General features: G+C 44.1%; 17 protein-coding genes. 16 read left to right on the top strand and 1 reads right to left on the bottom strand.

The window, feature by feature from the left end:
- Nucleotides 1-261: 261 nt before the first annotated feature.
- The 16 genes from PUT07_RS19645 to PUT07_RS19570 all read left to right on the top strand — a co-directional run bounded on the left by PUT07_RS19645 (nt 262) and on the right by PUT07_RS19570 (nt 14,353).
- Complete coding sequence (locus tag PUT07_RS19645; RefSeq protein WP_274470070.1) at nt 262-1,437, top strand: MFS transporter; 1,176 nt, start codon at nt 262-264, stop codon at nt 1,435-1,437.
- A gap of 61 nt (nt 1,438-1,498) precedes the next feature.
- The gene (locus PUT07_RS19640) at nt 1,499-2,929 is read left to right on the top strand and encodes an aldehyde dehydrogenase family protein (RefSeq protein ID WP_274470069.1); all 1,431 of its coding nucleotides are present in this window, start codon (nt 1,499-1,501) and stop codon (nt 2,927-2,929) included.
- A 250-nt stretch (nt 2,930-3,179) separates the two neighbouring features.
- Complete coding sequence (locus PUT07_RS19635; protein ID WP_274470068.1) at nt 3,180-3,695, top strand: hypothetical protein; 516 nt, start codon at nt 3,180-3,182, stop codon at nt 3,693-3,695.
- 211 nt (nt 3,696-3,906) lie between these two features.
- Nucleotides 3,907-4,389 carry a hypothetical protein gene (locus PUT07_RS19630; RefSeq protein WP_274470067.1) on the top strand — a complete coding sequence of 161 codons (483 nt, stop codon included), beginning with the start codon at nt 3,907-3,909 and terminating at the stop codon, nt 4,387-4,389.
- Nucleotides 4,390-4,644: 255 nt separating this feature from the next.
- Nucleotides 4,645-4,806, top strand: coding sequence for a hypothetical protein (locus PUT07_RS19625; protein ID WP_274470066.1), 162 nt, complete (start codon nt 4,645-4,647; stop codon nt 4,804-4,806).
- Between the two features lie 281 nt (nt 4,807-5,087).
- The gene (locus PUT07_RS19620) at nt 5,088-5,615 is read left to right on the top strand and encodes an RNA polymerase subunit sigma (RefSeq protein ID WP_274470065.1); all 528 of its coding nucleotides are present in this window, start codon (nt 5,088-5,090) and stop codon (nt 5,613-5,615) included.
- Between the two features lie 61 nt (nt 5,616-5,676).
- Entirely contained in the window at nt 5,677-6,189 is a 513-nt protein-coding gene (locus PUT07_RS19615; RefSeq protein WP_274470064.1) for a hypothetical protein, read from the top strand.
- Nucleotides 6,190-6,656: 467 nt separating this feature from the next.
- Nucleotides 6,657-6,875: a hypothetical protein gene (locus PUT07_RS19610; protein ID WP_274470062.1), complete on the top strand. Its 219-nt coding sequence runs from the start codon at nt 6,657-6,659 to the stop codon at nt 6,873-6,875.
- A 39-nt stretch (nt 6,876-6,914) separates the two neighbouring features.
- On the top strand, nt 6,915-7,637 hold the full coding sequence (locus PUT07_RS19605; protein ID WP_379240069.1) for a class I SAM-dependent methyltransferase: 723 nt from the start codon (nt 6,915-6,917) through the stop codon (nt 7,635-7,637).
- Nucleotides 7,638-7,726: 89 nt separating this feature from the next.
- A complete protein-coding gene (locus tag PUT07_RS19600; RefSeq protein WP_274470060.1) occupies nt 7,727-8,419 on the top strand; it encodes a response regulator transcription factor in 693 nt (230 codons plus the stop codon).
- 13 nt (nt 8,420-8,432) lie between these two features.
- The gene (locus tag PUT07_RS19595) at nt 8,433-9,428 is read left to right on the top strand and encodes a sensor histidine kinase (protein WP_274470058.1); all 996 of its coding nucleotides are present in this window, start codon (nt 8,433-8,435) and stop codon (nt 9,426-9,428) included.
- Nucleotides 9,429-9,589: 161 nt separating this feature from the next.
- Nucleotides 9,590-10,345 (top strand): ABC transporter ATP-binding protein, encoded by a 756-nt coding sequence (locus PUT07_RS19590; protein WP_274470057.1) that lies wholly within the window; start codon nt 9,590-9,592, stop codon nt 10,343-10,345.
- Nucleotides 10,335-12,194 carry an FtsX-like permease family protein gene (locus tag PUT07_RS19585; protein ID WP_274470056.1) on the top strand — a complete coding sequence of 620 codons (1,860 nt, stop codon included), beginning with the start codon at nt 10,335-10,337 and terminating at the stop codon, nt 12,192-12,194. The genes PUT07_RS19590 and PUT07_RS19585 overlap by 11 nt, the downstream gene beginning before the upstream one ends.
- Nucleotides 12,195-12,364: 170 nt before the next feature.
- Nucleotides 12,365-12,589, top strand: coding sequence for a DUF896 domain-containing protein (locus PUT07_RS19580; RefSeq protein ID WP_274470055.1), 225 nt, complete (start codon nt 12,365-12,367; stop codon nt 12,587-12,589).
- Nucleotides 12,590-12,752: 163 nt separating this feature from the next.
- Nucleotides 12,753-13,319: an NADPH-dependent FMN reductase gene (locus PUT07_RS19575; RefSeq protein WP_274470054.1), complete on the top strand. Its 567-nt coding sequence runs from the start codon at nt 12,753-12,755 to the stop codon at nt 13,317-13,319.
- A gap of 32 nt (nt 13,320-13,351) precedes the next feature.
- Nucleotides 13,352-14,353: a type I glyceraldehyde-3-phosphate dehydrogenase gene (locus PUT07_RS19570; RefSeq protein ID WP_274470053.1), complete on the top strand. Its 1,002-nt coding sequence runs from the start codon at nt 13,352-13,354 to the stop codon at nt 14,351-14,353.
- Between the two features lie 198 nt (nt 14,354-14,551).
- Here PUT07_RS19570 and PUT07_RS19565 read toward each other — a convergent pair whose 3' ends face one another.
- Nucleotides 14,552-15,838 (bottom strand): galactokinase, encoded by a 1,287-nt coding sequence (locus PUT07_RS19565; RefSeq protein WP_274470052.1) that lies wholly within the window; start codon nt 15,836-15,838, stop codon nt 14,552-14,554.
- Nucleotides 15,839-15,919: the final 81 nt, after the last annotated feature.

The raw sequence follows: 15,919 nt of genomic DNA, 5'->3' as shown, positions 1-15,919 counted from the left end.
AAATAAAAAAGACGTTATATATTTATTTAGTCTAAAAATGGTGAGACAGAGCAGACGAGAATCTGCACTGTCTTATAATTTGTTTTATGGCGATACAAAATGAACGGAATGTTTATAATAGACGAAATGTATGTTTTTTGTATATAATGAATCATGTCGACGATGCATTTCTAACTATGTGGGAACGAGGAGGAGAAATATGTAGATAATGAAAACAATGGAATCATCATTTGAATTTGAAGAAAGAAAGGACAAATAAGTATGAAAACAAGCGCGAGAATAGCTTTGTTATTCTTGGCAGTTACGGCTTCATTCGCACCCATGCTGGCAGCTCCTGCAATCAAATTATTAAAACTTGATTTCCCGGATACCAGTTCCCTGCTCATTCAATGGGTAGTCACTTTATCTTCTTTATTTATTTTGCCTACGTTACTATTCGCCAGTACTTTGGCCAAAAAATTTTCCAGGAAAAGCATACTTATTGTGGGTTTAATGCTTTATATCATTGGAGGAATCGGACCTTCATTCGTTAACTCCATTCCTTTGATCCTGGTTTTCCGGGCTATTCTTGGATTGAGTATCGGATTAATTTCACCAACCTTTAATGCCCTCATTGCTGAGAATTTTCAAGGTGATGAACGCACCAAAATGAACGGCTGGGTTACAGCTATAAATGGAATCGGAGGAGCTATTTTTCTATCGATCGGTGGCTTTGTTGCCTCATTCGGCTGGAGAAGCGTTTTCTTAAGCTATTCCTACGCGATTATCTTGCTGATCTTGGTTATTTGCTTTATTCCGAAATTTCCGCCCGTCCAAGTTCAAAGCACGGTAAACACTTCAGTGGCGAAGATTCCTGCATTTTTTTATGTAGTTGCCATGTTAAGTGGGCTGCATGTCCTGCTTTATTTTACGATTCCAACCAGCATGTCTTTATATTTAGCGGAAATAGGTGTCGGTACGGCTTCGAGTGTCGGTTATTTTTCTGCCCTATCCTTGTTTAGTATTTTTCTTGCTGGACTTGCGTTTCCCATGCTTACTCGGGTATTCCATCGCTATATGGTTGCATTTGGAATCATGTTGTATAGTCTAGGATTTTTAGTCGAAAGCTACGCACAGAATATATGGATGATTGCTTTTGCTGTCTTTTTGCTAGGCTTTGCGCAAGGATTCTTCTTCCCGATGTCTTTCACGAAAACAGCTCAAATGGTATCGAAAGAGCGACTCACAATGGCAATTTCGATCTTATTGGCCAGTATTTATACGTTCCAGTTTATTTGTCCGCTTTTCATGAATGTTGTGCCATCGTTGTTTGGATTCAAATCTACAAGAGAAACATTTTTACTTATTTCCATCGTTTTAGGTGCATCTGCCTTGATATCGATTCTATTAGCCAAAAGAGTACAGACACCGCAAGCTGCGGAGCTGAGAAACAATTAATGCGTACCACATTGAAGCAATAATCAAAAAATATGATTGGCCGGAGAGGGAGGATATATATATGCGCAAAATTAATCGAATTTATATTAACGGGGAATTTGTTCAACCACTGGGGACAGACGAACAGGTACTAATTAATCCTTCGAACAAAGAAGTTATCGGAAAAGTCATTCTTGGAAATGAAGAAGACGCGAAGAAAGCTATCGCAGCTGCTAAAGAAGCTTACAAGACATTCAGACATACATCCGTTCAGGAACGTCTTGAAATCCTTGGGCGGTTGCACGACGCAATCATGGCTAACATGGACAGCATGGTTGAAGCCAATATCGAAGAATATGGCGCTCCGAGGAGAATGGCGGTCGGCAGAGTGAAACTTGCAGCCAGCAACTTCTTGAATACGAAGGAAGCCTTAGAGAAATTTGAGTTCACGCGCTATATTGCCTCAGCCAAAATCGTATCTGAGCCAATTGGTGTAATTGGGATTATCACTCCATGGAATGCAAGTTATTCTCAAATTACAGCGAAGTTATCTGCGGCGATTGCGGCGGGGTGTACGGCTGTCATTAAGCCAAGCGAGCTTAGCGCCATTCAGACGGATGAGATCGTCGAAGCTTTCCACCAGGCAGGTGTGCCCAAAGGGGTGATTAATATCGTGAATGGGTACGGACACACGGTTGGAGCCGAGTTGACACGTCACCCGGATGTTGCCATGATTAACTTTACAGGTTCAACTCGTGTTGGGAAAGAGATCCGCCGTGGCGCCGTCGATACCATGAAACGAGTCACGCTGGAGCTTGGCGGCAAGTCGCCAATTATCGTCTTGGACGATGCGGATTTTGCAAAAGCGATACCGATTGCCGTAAACCAAGCTCTTACTAACAACGGTCAAGCTTGTATCGCCGGTTCTCGCCTTCTTGTTCCAGAGCACCGCCTTGAAGAGGTTAAGCAATTGGCAAAAGCGGCGCTGGAAGCCGCGAAAGTCGGCCTGCCTTCACATGAAGATACTGCGCTCGGTCCGATTATTACAGAAAAACAATATCAGAATGTGCAGAGATATATTCAAATCGGTTTGGACGAAGGCGCCGAACTGGTCACCGGCGGGCTTGGTCATCCCGAGGGTCTGGAGAGCGGATATTTCGTGAAGCCAACGCTTTTCGCGAATGTAACGCAAGAAATGACGATTGCGAAAGAAGAAATTTTTGGACCGGTACAAGCGATTCTCACTTATAAAACAGAAGAAGAAGCTGTTGAGATGGCCAATCATACGGCCTACGGCCTCTCTGCCTATATTCACTCCGGAAATTTGGAGAAAGCGAATGAGCTTGCTTCCCAAATTGAGGCGGGAACCATCCTCATTAACGGGGCCGTTCACGAAATGAAAGCGCCGTTCGGCGGGTATAAGCAATCGGGAATTGGACGGGAATATGGGGAATATGGTATAGAAGAGTGTTTGGAAACGAAAACAATTACAGGCCATGGCGTAAGTAACTAAATTGAAATTGGGTAAGTTTAAAGAAGTGAAGCTTCTAAGGGGCACTCGAAAAGCGAGAGGCTCCTTTTTTGTTGCGAATGAACCCGCAATCGTTTACAGCTTCGACAAACTGCGATACTCTATGAGTAATGAAAGGCGGAGACTAGTTGAAGGCGCTTATGCCGTAGCCTATTAGTCTGTGTCGTGACACGTTGAAACGAATACGGATGAGCCGTACATGAAAGGCAATACCGGGAAAGGAGCTCTATAGATGACAACCTACTGCAAACGTTGCGTCAGCGACGAGGATTTGGCCAAAGTCAGTTTATTTGCTGTTGAGAACAGACGTGAATTGCATCCTTCTTATGGTACTTTGGACATGGTCTCCCTATTATGTTCTCATATTACGCAGGGCCATTTGATTGCTATCATGGATTCAGACGATAACGTGCTGGGGATGATGACTTATTATCAAGGCACGCCTGAGAAAGATTTCGCCGATCAGGAAATCGCCTTCGTAAATTTTGCTATTATGGACAAAGCACACCGGGGGACACGCCTATTTGTGAAAGGACTCTATTACATGGTTGAACTGATCGCCGAAGCGCATCCGAATGTTCAGGAACTCAGATTCAACGCTTTATCGGAGAATACATACATATGCAAACTTTATTCCAAATTTGCCAATATAAGCCATACGCAAGAGAGTCCACTTGGAGAAGAGACTGTGTTTTGTGTCAAAATTCACCAAATAAGGACTACCTTAACCCGACTTTTCAAGGTATAATGTAGGTAATAAATACTACTTAATGCGAAATGGAGGATCACACAATGTTTTTGCCACCACCAAATATCGACAAAAAAACTGGCGGTAAATTGGGAAGATTCGCTATTCTCAATGATACCTTGAGAGCAATTCCACAAGTACAGCCGCAACCTGCTAAGTAATGTCCTATCTATGCCGACCGTGTACGACGGAACTGGATTATGAGATTTACGTGAAGTTCTTGCTCCGGCACTATGCCGATCTGAACATGTCGTATGCATTTGCCGTTCAACTTAGTTTTGTGAGCAGTCCACTTATGTTCGGTAAGGCGATGTTGATCCTCTCGGAAGAGGATTACGAGGTTGTCGGAGCTGCCGGTTTCGTCTATGGAACCGGTCTTAACGGCTATGAGGATCGGCACATCTGTCAAGTGGAGGTCGCGTACCTGCGTCCGGAATACCGACGTTCGACCTTGTTTGTGCAAGGTCTTGTGGCGCTTCTAGACATGATCAAAGCCGGCAGTCCGGATGTGGAGAAGGTTCAGTTTTGGGTAGAGGAGGTGCAATCGGAGACGGAAAGGCTCTTCTCGAAATGGAGTGCGTTACCGGGTTCCGAAAAGCTTCTCGTGAACGGGCTGGTGTGTCACCAGTTGCCGTTTCGTCAGCTGGAGGACTACGGCCGCAGGTTCAAGCGGCGGTACCGGACGGACAAATGAACATGCACAATGTAGGCGCTGATTACAATGATCAGTGCCTTTTTTGTTGTGACGAAGCGGGGACGAGCAGTTGGGAAGGCAAGTAGACACTGATTAGATGATATTGAATTAATAGGACACGATAGTGTGAAAACAAGGGACAGAATGCCGAGGCAGGCAGCTGTCCCTTGTTTCATTAAGTAACGGGCAGATACACGCAACTATCATTATGTTTATAACGTCTATTTCAGTATTTACCATATTGGAGGCTTACAAATGATGAATGGAATTGAGGCATTCATTGTCGGAAGTGTTGATAACTTAGGGGCAGGACGTTGGAACATAGCAGGGCGTGCTTGTGAAGTTATTTACGCAGGAGATATCTTAAGGTATGATTTAATAAGTACTGATGGTAATAACAAATTACAAGTCTTATAAGTAACATCCTACAATATGGAACTGTATACTCTATATAAAATGATGACTGGATCTATATTGGTGAGTGCAACCATAGAAGATAAATTAGAAAGTGTAAAAATGTTGTATAGATAGGAGATAATTATCTGAAATTGTTACGATCCTCGGCGGCCTCATTAAGCTATTGGCGTTTAAAAAAAATCTAATTGAGCTTTGTATTTCGAAACTTTATATATGGATATCGCGTCTATCACTTTGTTGGGAAATATTGGTATGTGTATGTAAAGGAGTGAAGTTAGAAAATGAAGATGAATATAGTTTTATCATTGGTGGTAATACTTGTCACAATTACAGGTTGCTTTAGCAAGGAAAGTAAGAACGCTGAAACATCACCACTTCAGACAGCACTTACAACCTCATCGTCAGATTTTAAATTGTCAGACAGAGAACATGAGGTGTATAGCAACTTTCAAAAAGACTTAAATGAACAGCATTTGAAAGTATTAGAACCAATTAGTATTGCAAAGTTATATGTTCAAGCCAGATTGGACAATAAAAATGAGGTTGCATATGAACTATATACAGATAAAAGCGGGTATGTTCAATGGTCAAAGGAAGAGGATAAAAAAATCCCGAGTTCCGATAGAGGAACAAAAGAACAAATTCTTAAAACATTTCGTAATATTGAAAACGGGGGATTCGTACAATTAAGCGATTTTGAAGGGTATATTGAGTATCAGTCAAGTGAAGATGCACAAAGCAAATCGGGATTTAAAATGATTAAAGATGATGATGGTATTTGGAATGTTTCATTTACGCCTATTCAATAGACGAGCAACGCAAGGCTGTCGGTTGATCGGTGGCCTTTATGACCTAACGGGTGGAGATCCTATGATGAAATATATATTTGTCTTTCTAATTGTATTGGCCAGCGCGACAGGTTGCGTGGGAGAGGAATCTCCACGAGCGACTAGTCCCGCCATATCGGTACTGCCGAGTACAGGCTCCGATTCGTTTAAACCGTATACCGATCATGTGCCACCGAATCCAGAAGTAATGGATTTAGAGGAGCGTAAAGCATTATCACCGTTAGGCAAAGAGGTAGTGGCTTTATTGGATGATTATGTGTATGTGTTTAACAACCGTATTCCGCAAAAGGACGGAGATAAGTTCGAGGCAGTGGATACGGCGGGCTCTGTACGGTTTACGGAGGGAGAAACATTAAAGCTGAGGGCAACGGATCAGATCCGGGCGGATGGTCCCGTAGTCATCATTAATGCTTATGCTGAACTACGCCATCAAGCGAACGATCCGAATCCATTTTGGATTGGAAAGCAGCAATTCCGGTTTCAAATTGTAGATGAGAAGTTGAAATTGGGATATTGGAACGAATCAGCCTCATAATCCTCTATGGGGTGCACGGAAGTAAAATTATTATATGAATGTATTCGTAAGGAAGGGGGCATCGTTGATTTCGATTGGTGTACGCGACTTCCATGATTTTGAAAAATACATTGATGCATTATTACAACGCCGAAGTGAAATTGAGCAAGAGCGCAAGTATTCAATTAACAGGACACGATAGTGATTAGCAGCGCGGCAGCCGGTCAGGGAACGGCTGCTTTTTTCTTTGAACTAAAGAGTGGGATAGTTCCAATACTTGGTAGAGAAGAAAATGGTAAAATAGATCGAGAATATTACTGAGAAAGAGAAGAACAACTTCTTGAATGTTACTTATGAGGAGATCACCAAGAAAGGCGTTGGTGTACTAAATGAGGATGCTATTATAATGCATCCGAAAGCAAATTTGTATGGAGCTTTGGATGGTGTATTCAGGATGATGGTGTGGAGTTCATACGACAGGGGATTGCATGATTCTAGCCGTCTATGCTAATGAAGTGGTTCGCCCATTTACTTGGAGACAAGTTTCTCACTTAGAAGCACCGGCATTCGCTAAATGGCAGGAAGGAATAACGAAAGGCCTAAAAACCCAGAAAGAGCTTCATGAAACCGTTATTGATACAATAAGAAAGAACCAATATGGCGCTAATTCAGATGGTGGTTACGGGGTTTTAAATGAGTCAAAATAAAGTAGAGATTTTAATGTAAAAACCATTGGGGGGAAAGTGTTGTCAGTTAACCGACTTGAGAGAATTCGATCGAAAGAAAAACAGTATCACGATGATTGTTATGAAAATTCTATACTTTTTCAGCATGGTTCTTGGCTGCATAAACCCGTAAAAACGATTCTAGATTTATTCGAAGGATTGGATGAGAAAAATGACTTGCGGATACTGGATCTAGGATGCGGCGTCGGAAGAAACAGTATTCCCTTAGCCCAAAGGCTCACGAATGCTGGCGGGAAAGTTGTCTGTGTGGATTTGCTTCAATCTGCTATAAGAAATCTTGAGAATTATGGTAAGCAATACGAGGTTATCGATAGAATTGAAACAGTTATTTCTGATATTAGTGATTTCAACATTTTACCTAATTCCTATGATTATTTATTTTCAGTATCAGCGTTAGAGCATTTGGATTCTAAGGTAACTTTCGATAGGGTACTAACAAAAATGATAGAGGGAACAAGAGAACAAGGGATTCATTGTTTGATTATTAATTCGAACATTAGTGAAACTGTTATAGGAACAGGTGCACAGATAGATCCTATGTTCGAATTACTGTTCGATACAGATGAGTTAGTTAGCAAACTCCAAATGTTGTATAAGAATTGGCGAGTGTTGAAACAAACTGTTAAGGGTTACGAAATTGAAATTATTAGAGACGGTAAAGAAGTGTTACTGAAAAGTGACGTTGTAACCTGGGCAGTACAAGATAGCCGTAGGTGTAATTGAAGAGCAATACCCGCTCTTATGGTTATAAACACGATTGGTTAAAATGGTATGATGGGAGTGATTTTAAACGTGGGGGAGCGGCGTTCGCTATGAACTATACAATATTCATTATAGAAGATGATACCTCGATAAGCCGTCTGCTGAAAGAGCATATTGAGAAATATGGACTTTCGGCAAGCGTGGCGGAGAATTTTGAAAGCATCATGGAACAATTTCATCTCATCAAGCCTCATCTCGTCCTGCTGGACGTTAACTTGCCCAAGTTTGACGGGTTTTATTGGTGCAGGCGGATCAGGGAAACTTCCAAGGTCCCCATCCTATTCATATCGGCGAGAGAAAGCGGGCTGGATCAAGTGAGAGCTCTTGAGAACGGTGCCGACGATTACATCACGAAGCCATTCTCCTACGAGGTCGTCATGGCCAAAATAAACAGCCAAATCAGACGAGTCTTTGGAGACTATGCTCATGCGGCCGGCGAGCGGGTCATCGAACTGGACGGTTTACAATTATACCCGGAACGATTAGAGCTGGTGTTTCAAGGCAAGACGGCCGTTCTGACCAAGAAAGAAGCGATCCTGCTCGAAAGCTTGATTCAAACCTACCCTCGGGTAGTGAACAGGAACTATCTCTTGGAACAAATGTGGGATCACGCTGATTTTGTGGAAGAGAACACGCTCAACGTCAATGTCACCAGGCTAAGAAAAAAATTGCAGGATCTTGCTATCGAGCATGGGATCGAAACGGTTAGAGGCTTGGGCTACAAATTAAACAAGAGCTGGTAGAAGGCGGTGGCATATGCGTTTGTTTTTAGATGAGCATAAGGGTTATATCGCTGTTTACTATTTATCGGTGATGTTAACCACTTTTTACTGCGTTCTTGCAAGCGATTTTCGATTGGCAGATGTTTTGTACGCATTCTTATTCAATTCTTTCATTCTTCTTGTATGCTTAGGCTGGAAATATGTGAAGACTAAAGATGTCTATGCCTTATTGCACCGTAGTTTCCAATCTATCGAGGAGTCCTCTGTGGATCAAGGCGATTCATTTTGGGGGCGCCAGATTTCCGCGCTTTTCAAGCAGCAATACCGTTTATATGAAGAGAACATACAGCAAATCAACAAGAACCATCAAGAACACTTAACTTTCATCAATCAATGGGTGCATCAGATGAAAACACCGCTTTCGGTCATCAGGCTTGAGCTGGAAGCAAGCAGAGCGCCTTATGTGCACAGCATGAGCGAAGAAGTTTATAAAATGGAAAAAGGCCTCAATATGGCCTTATATTATGCGCGACTCGATGCGTTTGAAAGAGATTTTGTAATCGAGAAGGTCCGTTTGAAGCCGTTAATTGTAGATAGCATCAGCCAGGAGAAAAAGCTGTTCATTAAAAATCAAATCCTGCCGAAAGCAGATGTGGATGACAGCATTGAGGTATATACCGATGCCAAATGGATAAAATTTGTGATCGAGCAACTGATAATCAACGGCATCAAGTATTCCAGCGGTAAGGGCAAATATTTGACAGTATCCGCTTATAAGACAGACGAGCATAGTGTGCTGGAAGTCACGGATGAGGGCATTGGTATCCATCCGAAGGATATCAAAAGAGTTTTCCACCCTTTCTTCACCGGGGAAAATGGAAGGATTATGGGAGAATCGACGGGAATGGGGCTGTATCTTGCCAAGAAGATATGCGACAACCTCCATCATCCCATTCATATTCAGTCCGAAGTGAACCGGGGGACGAAAGTCACCATTCTTTTTGATCATATCCAAGCGAATCATAGCTAGTACCTTCTGAAGAACGTGCCTTGCTTCTCGTGCATGTTCTTTTTGCATCCTTCGAACCTTACAACAATGTAAGCTTCGAGTAAGCAAGATGAATCGCTCATAGGGAGGCGGCGAGGTAAAGTGTAGATAGATGAAAGTTATCATACAAAGGAGTCGTCGCAATGGACATGTTAACAGTCAGTCATGTTAGTAAAACCTATGGCAAAGAAGTGCTGCATCATGCTTTAAATCAAATCAGTTTTTCCGTTGAACCCGGGGAATTTGTGGGCGTCATGGGACCATCGGGCAGCGGCAAAACGACATTGTTAAATATGATTTCGACGGTCGACCAGCCCACAGCAGGAGACATTCTAATTAAAGGCCTCAATCCGTTACAGTTGAAGGGAGATCAATTAGCGCTTTTTAGACGCAGGGAGCTTGGCTTTGTCTTTCAAGATTTTAACCTGCTGGATACGTTAACCATCGGGGAGAACGTGGTTTTGCCCCTTACGTTGGACCGGATCCCGGTGATGGAGCAGGAAAGTAGACTGAACGCTATTGCCAAAACACTGCGTATTGATCACCTGCTGGGCAAAAGAACCTATGAAGTTTCCGGAGGCGAAGCACAGCGAACGGCGATTGCTAGAGCCATCATTCATCATCCTTCTCTCCTCCTGGCCGATGAACCAACCGGAAATTTGGATTCCAAATCAGCAAGAACCGTCATGGAGCTGTTTGAGAAGGTCAATAAGGAACAGCAGCTGACCACAATGATGGTAACTCATGACGCTATGGCAGCCAGCTATTGCGATCGGGTCATCTTCATTAAAGACGGCACGATCTACAATGAAATTCACAGCGGTGGGAGCAGGGTGCAGTTCTATCAACGAATTCTGGATGTGCTTTCGCTTTTAGGAGGAGCTTCGCATGGAGTTTAAGCAGTTCGCGGCGAGAAATGTTCTACGCAACGGAAAGGCATATTTCGCTTATTTCTTAAGTACGTTGATCTCCGTTACCTTATTTTTCTCTCTGACTACGTTTATTTTGCATCCCGATAAAGGGACATTCAAATCCTATATTCAAGTATCTCTTATGGGAGCTGAAATAACTGCTTACTTATTTTTGTTTTTCTTTGTCTTTTATTCCATCAGCGTATTATTGAAAAAGCGGTACAAGGAGTTCGGCACCCTATATATGCTCGGCATGTCGAGGAAACAGCTTCTCAAGATGATCGCCATAGAAAATATGATCATCAGCGCCGCGGCAGCCATCGGCGGCATCTTAACAGGTTTGGTTTTCTCCAAACTGTTCCTGATCATCATCGAGAAGCTGCTGAGGCTTTCTTCCTTGCCGTTTTATTTCCCGGGAAAAGCGATGCTAATCACGCTCGGATGCTTCCTGCTGCTCGGTGTATTCGTCTCTTTCTTCACATCTTGGATCGTGAAGGACCAAGATATTTTACGTCTGCTTAAAGCAACGAGGGCTCCTAAGAGCATTCCCAAGTTTTCCAAAGGGATCGCGGTCTTCGGCTTCCTTCTGCTGATTGGCGGATATGCCTTATCCTTGGTTCCGATCAAGGAGAATCTGGAGAAATTCATTTTAATTATTATCGGCATGGTCGTCATAGCAACGTATTTGTTATTCTCGCAGTCCAGCGTTTACGCGATCGCATTATTAAAAAAGAACAGGTTCTTTTATTTACGAAACACGAATCTAATCTGGGTATCCAATCTGTTCTATCGAATACGTGACAATACCCGCATGTTTTTCATCATTACGATCACATCGACAGCTGCTATTATCTTGAGCGGCGCTTCCTATGTCTTTTGGGCGAATACCTTCAATCAAATCGAAGAGCGGTATCCGCTGGCTTTCACTTATCAAACGCTAGGTAGTCATCCTTCCGCTGCAGAAGAAATCCGCTGGATTGAAGAACAGCTGCAGCAGCATCGTTTTCCCTATGAAAAAATAGTGATAGATACGAAATATGTTTCCCAAGAGGACGCGGCGGCATTACCGGTAATCAAAGCAAGCGTTTATAATCAACTCTCCAAGCCATTAAACTTGAAAACCGTTGCTCTTCGGGAGCAAGAAGCAGTCATCATCGTTCCACCCGAGGAAAACGTCGGCGTTAATCATTTAGTCATCAAGGGAAACAGCATCCCTATAACGGAAGAAATACGAGCAAAGCTGTTTCAAGATCAATTTCATGCGATATATGTTGTTTCCGATAGTTCATTTGATCGACTTGTATCTTCGGAAGAAGTTCAGCCCCAGTATCTGTTTGACGTAAAAGATTGGTCTAGCACTTATGTCGTCTATGATGAATATGAGAAGAAGTATGGAGATAACCAGAGAGTGTTATTTGTGTCCAAATCTCATGTTTATGAAACGGAAAAAAGAGCTTACGGCACGATGATGTTCTTATCCGTATTCTTAGGCACCATCTTCTTCGTGGCCTCAGGCAGCTTCATTTACAACAAATTTTATATGGATCAGGAAACGGACAAACAGAAGTATAAACAATTGCACAAAATCGGTGTAACGTGGAAAGAAATGAGAAGAATGGTTTCGATAGAAATCGGCGTACTGTTCTTGTTCCCGTACATCGTGGCATCGGTTCATGCCGCCGTTGCGCTAGGAACTCTGCAGAGGCTGTTTAAGCTGGAAGTCGGCGCCGCCGCGGTTACCGTGATGGGCATCTTCCTGCTCCTTCAGATCGGTTATTTCTTATTCATTAGAAGGAATTACTTGACTGTGATCAGAAAGCATTTAAGCTTCAGTTGAAGCGGGTATAAACTCCACAGCAGCAGCCGTCATGATGCGGTTGCTTTTTTCTTTGAAATCGAAGTGCGATGAATAATCTTTCAGATAGCTATTGACAATTATCTTTAAATCAGTTATCTTTAAATTAAGATAAACGAAATTAAGATATCGACTTCGAGGAGGTAAAGAACATGATTCCAATTTTGAACCGAATTAATGAACTAAGCAGAATTGAGCGCAGCACAGGCCTATCTGATACCGAGAAATTGGAACAGGCAGAAATCCGGACGCAGTATTTACAGATTTTACGCGGGCAACTATTCTCGACGCTGTTGGGAGTCTCTGTAATGGATGAGTTAGGGAACGATGTGACGCCGAAAAAGCTTATTGCCCAAAAAATAGCTAATACTCAATAATTCACGCCACATATCTTAATTTTAAGAATGTTGAAATAGAGATAACTTGGTGGTTGGCATCCTGCCAGGTTAACAGCGGCGGTACGCTTATCTAAAGTTACCTCACACGAACTATGGAAAGTATTGTATGATTATTTTGAGATTGAATTCTGGAGGTTGTTTGATGTCTAAAAGGATAGGGATTATTGTAGGAAGTTTGAGAGAAAACTCGTTCAACCGAATGATAGCAAATACGATACCGGACCTTGTAGATTCCGCAGCATATGAAAACATATCGATTGCTAATTTACCTTTGTATAACGCGGATTTGGATCATGGGGACGGGCCGGATTCAGTTAGGCATTTTCGCGAGGCATTACAGAAGACAGATGGTCTTCTCATAGTTAGCCCAGAGTATAATTCAGGCATACCGGGTGTATTGAAGAATGCACTGGACTGGGCATCGACACCAACCAAAACGGCTGTCTTAATTCATAAACCTGTAGGTGTGATAGGCGCAACACCTGGCGCCAAAGGGACGATTCTTTCGCAGCAGCAAATCAGGCAAACGTTGGATGCCACCTTGTCCTATGTGATGCCAGCTCAGAAAATGTATATTTCGCAAATCACAGATAAGATTGATTCAACTACCCGCAAGCTCACAGATGAAACGACTCGCAAATATGTGCAGCGGTACGTTCAATCATTTGTGCAATGGATGGATCAGGTACAACGGCTGAATGAGCAGTAAGATTAACTAATCTAACATATATGGAGGCTATTATGAGTAAAATTGCGATTTTTGGATTTGGACGTATCGGAAGACAGCTCCTTCGGGCAGCTCTGCAACAAAATTTGTTTACACCCTATTCGATATCAGATATTAAAGACGAATCTACGCTTGCCGCACTTTTTGAAGTGGATACGAATTACAAGCGTTGGCATGAGCAAGTATCTGCACATGAAGGTGCAATCGTCATCGGCGACCGTGAGATCCGGTTCTTAAATTCGGCCAGCGAGTTACCCAATTGGGGTGAGCTTGGCGTTGAGCTGGTCATTGATTGTACCGGACGAGCCGTTACGCGAGCCGTAGCCGAACTGCACTTGGAGCGAGGGGCCAAAAGGGTGCTTGTCAGCGGTCCGAGCAAAACCTTAGACGATTGCGACGCCGTCTTACTGAAAGGAATCAACTTAGAAAGCTTCGATCCGGAAAAGCATAAAATCATAAGCATGGCGAGTTGTACGACCAATGCGCTTGCACCGGTTGTCAAATTGGTCAGAGAAAACTTTGGCATTAAATATGGATTATTCTCCACGGTGCACTCGTATACGAACACGCAATCGTTAACGGATCAGCCGATGAAGGATCGCCGCGATTCATGGGCCGCCGCCGAGAACATCATTCCGTCGTCCTCAGGTGCAGCCAAAGCGCTGAAATTCATTTGGAACGACCTGCAAATCACAGGCAAAGCCTATCGGATTCCGACCCGTACGGGAAGCATCGCGGAGCTTAATTTGATAACGGAACAGCCGTGCACGGTTCAAGAGATTAACGATATGTTCCGAAAAGCGGCAAGAGAAGGCGAATTGAAAGGTGTTCTTGATGTATTGGAAGGGGAATGGGCTTCGTCCCGTATTGTAGCGGATCCACATTCTTCGATTATTGACTTGCCATTGACCCAAGTACAAGGTGAACTATTGTCCGTCGCTACTTGGTATGACAACGAATGGGGTTATGCTTCTCGGTTAGCTGAGGTAGCTGCTTATCTTGTCGCAAAATCATAAGCTGGACAATGGATGACGAAACGGATGCATCTAAGATCGTATGCGCGGAGCCGAAAGTGGCAGCCCATACATGCTTGGGTGCATCTTTTTCGTCTATACTCGGCTTGAACAAAAAAAGCATGCTCCCCTTACGACAGGTGAGTTATAAATAACCTTTCGCATAAGGGAAGCATACAATCGTTGATTAAGCCAAGGAACCTATAAGAGCGTATTCAAGCAGACCGCACCGATTTCGCGTACCCGGATCTTGAACACTTCCGTTCCAGTCGTACGCGCGATGAGTTCCCGGTATTCCGCTACCGCCGCATGTGGCAGAACGGCGAGAATGACGCCGGCGAACCCGCCGCCGTGTACTCTGCAAGCACCATCGCCTAACCGGTCGATGAAACGTTCGGTAATGGCGAGCGTAAGCGCAATCCCCTGTTCGCGCGACACCGATTCTTGGTAGATGTTCTGCAGCCATTTCCACGAGGAATTCCCTGAGGCGGTAATATACTTCAGCACGTTCTGCCACTCGCCCGCCTGAATTGCCTCTACCTGCCGCCCTACGCGGTCATTTTCATCCAGGAAGTGGAGCGCCCGCAGTACCGCGCGATCTCCGGCAGTTTCACGGAGTTCCGCGAGCCGGCCGTAGATCATCTCTGCCGTCAAATCGCGACATACCTCTACGCCGAAGGCTTGCGCCACCGCCCGCATCTCGTTCGGAATCGATGCATAGTCCTTCGTCAGGTCAGCATGATTACCGCCGGTGCTGACGATGACAAGGCTGTAGCCTGCAGCTTCGAAAGTACCTGGAATACGCTCGATCTGAGGCTCTGTCGGCTCCTTAAAGTCGATTGTGATCATACCGCCGTGCGAGCAGGCCATCTGGTCTAGCATTCCTGACGGCTTGTTCCAATAAAGATTCTCGGCATGCTTGCCGATGCGCGACATCATGACCGCATCCATCTCTCCGTTGTTATAAAAGGTACTTAGTATCTGGCAGACCAGAACTTCGAAAGATGCAGAGGAGCTGAGACCTGATGCCGGAAGCACGTTACTGCTGACGTATGCATTGAATCCGCCGATTCGGTACCCGTGCTGCTGGAAGCCGTGTACGATACCGCGAATCAAAGCAGCCGTCCCGCCCTCGCCTGACTGAGGCTCTAGATCATTTAGATGGATGACTGACATGCCTGGATACCCTTCGGAAACGACGGTAATCACTCCGGTGTCCACGGCTGCTGCAGCCGCAATCGTATCTAACTGAATACTAGCCGCCAGCACCTTTCCATTGTTATGGTCCGTATGATTGCCGCCTATCTCGGTGCGACCCGGAGCACTGAAGTATTTCAAGGACTCTGTACTTCCATATTGGGTACTGTATCCTTCCTTACACCTCCTGTACCTGTCGATCTGTCCCTCTCGTTCTTCGCTACCGTACATCTGGTCCAGTAGCTGTTGGGCCTGAGCCGAATGAAAAAGCTGCTCGAATTGATCGTTCATCGTGAATGTTCCTCCTAGTTCTAACAGTTTGTGTTAGTAGTTATCATGTCCATTGTACCGGAAGGCAGCGCTCACAGGTAG

Origin of the sequence: Paenibacillus sp. MAHUQ-63 (assembly GCF_028765165.1) — a bacterium.
Classification (GTDB): Bacteria; Bacillota; Bacilli; order Paenibacillales; family NBRC-103111; genus Paenibacillus_E.
This window is presented reverse-complemented; position numbering and strand designations above follow the sequence as displayed.

Excerpts from the sequence above, each read along its gene's own strand:
- PUT07_RS19645 (WP_274470070.1), top strand. The coding sequence starts at position 262 with ATGAAAACAAGCGCGAGAATAGCTTTGTTATTCTTGGCAGTTACGGCT.
- PUT07_RS19640 (WP_274470069.1), top strand. The coding sequence starts at position 1,499 with ATGCGCAAAATTAATCGAATTTATATTAACGGGGAATTTGTTCAACCA.
- PUT07_RS19635 (WP_274470068.1), top strand. The coding sequence starts at position 3,180 with ATGACAACCTACTGCAAACGTTGCGTCAGCGACGAGGATTTGGCCAAA.
- PUT07_RS19625 (WP_274470066.1), top strand. The coding sequence starts at position 4,645 with ATGATGAATGGAATTGAGGCATTCATTGTCGGAAGTGTTGATAACTTA.
- PUT07_RS19620 (WP_274470065.1), top strand. The coding sequence starts at position 5,088 with ATGAAGATGAATATAGTTTTATCATTGGTGGTAATACTTGTCACAATT.
- PUT07_RS19615 (WP_274470064.1), top strand. The coding sequence starts at position 5,677 with ATGATGAAATATATATTTGTCTTTCTAATTGTATTGGCCAGCGCGACA.
- PUT07_RS19610 (WP_274470062.1), top strand. The coding sequence starts at position 6,657 with ATGATTCTAGCCGTCTATGCTAATGAAGTGGTTCGCCCATTTACTTGG.
- PUT07_RS19600 (WP_274470060.1), top strand. The coding sequence starts at position 7,727 with ATGAACTATACAATATTCATTATAGAAGATGATACCTCGATAAGCCGT.
- PUT07_RS19595 (WP_274470058.1), top strand. The coding sequence starts at position 8,433 with ATGCGTTTGTTTTTAGATGAGCATAAGGGTTATATCGCTGTTTACTAT.
- PUT07_RS19590 (WP_274470057.1), top strand. The coding sequence starts at position 9,590 with ATGGACATGTTAACAGTCAGTCATGTTAGTAAAACCTATGGCAAAGAA.
- PUT07_RS19585 (WP_274470056.1), top strand. The coding sequence starts at position 10,335 with ATGGAGTTTAAGCAGTTCGCGGCGAGAAATGTTCTACGCAACGGAAAG.
- PUT07_RS19580 (WP_274470055.1), top strand. The coding sequence starts at position 12,365 with ATGATTCCAATTTTGAACCGAATTAATGAACTAAGCAGAATTGAGCGC.
- PUT07_RS19575 (WP_274470054.1), top strand. The coding sequence starts at position 12,753 with ATGTCTAAAAGGATAGGGATTATTGTAGGAAGTTTGAGAGAAAACTCG.
- PUT07_RS19570 (WP_274470053.1), top strand. The coding sequence starts at position 13,352 with ATGAGTAAAATTGCGATTTTTGGATTTGGACGTATCGGAAGACAGCTC.
- PUT07_RS19565 (WP_274470052.1), bottom strand. The coding sequence starts at position 15,838 with ATGAACGATCAATTCGAGCAGCTTTTTCATTCGGCTCAGGCCCAACAG.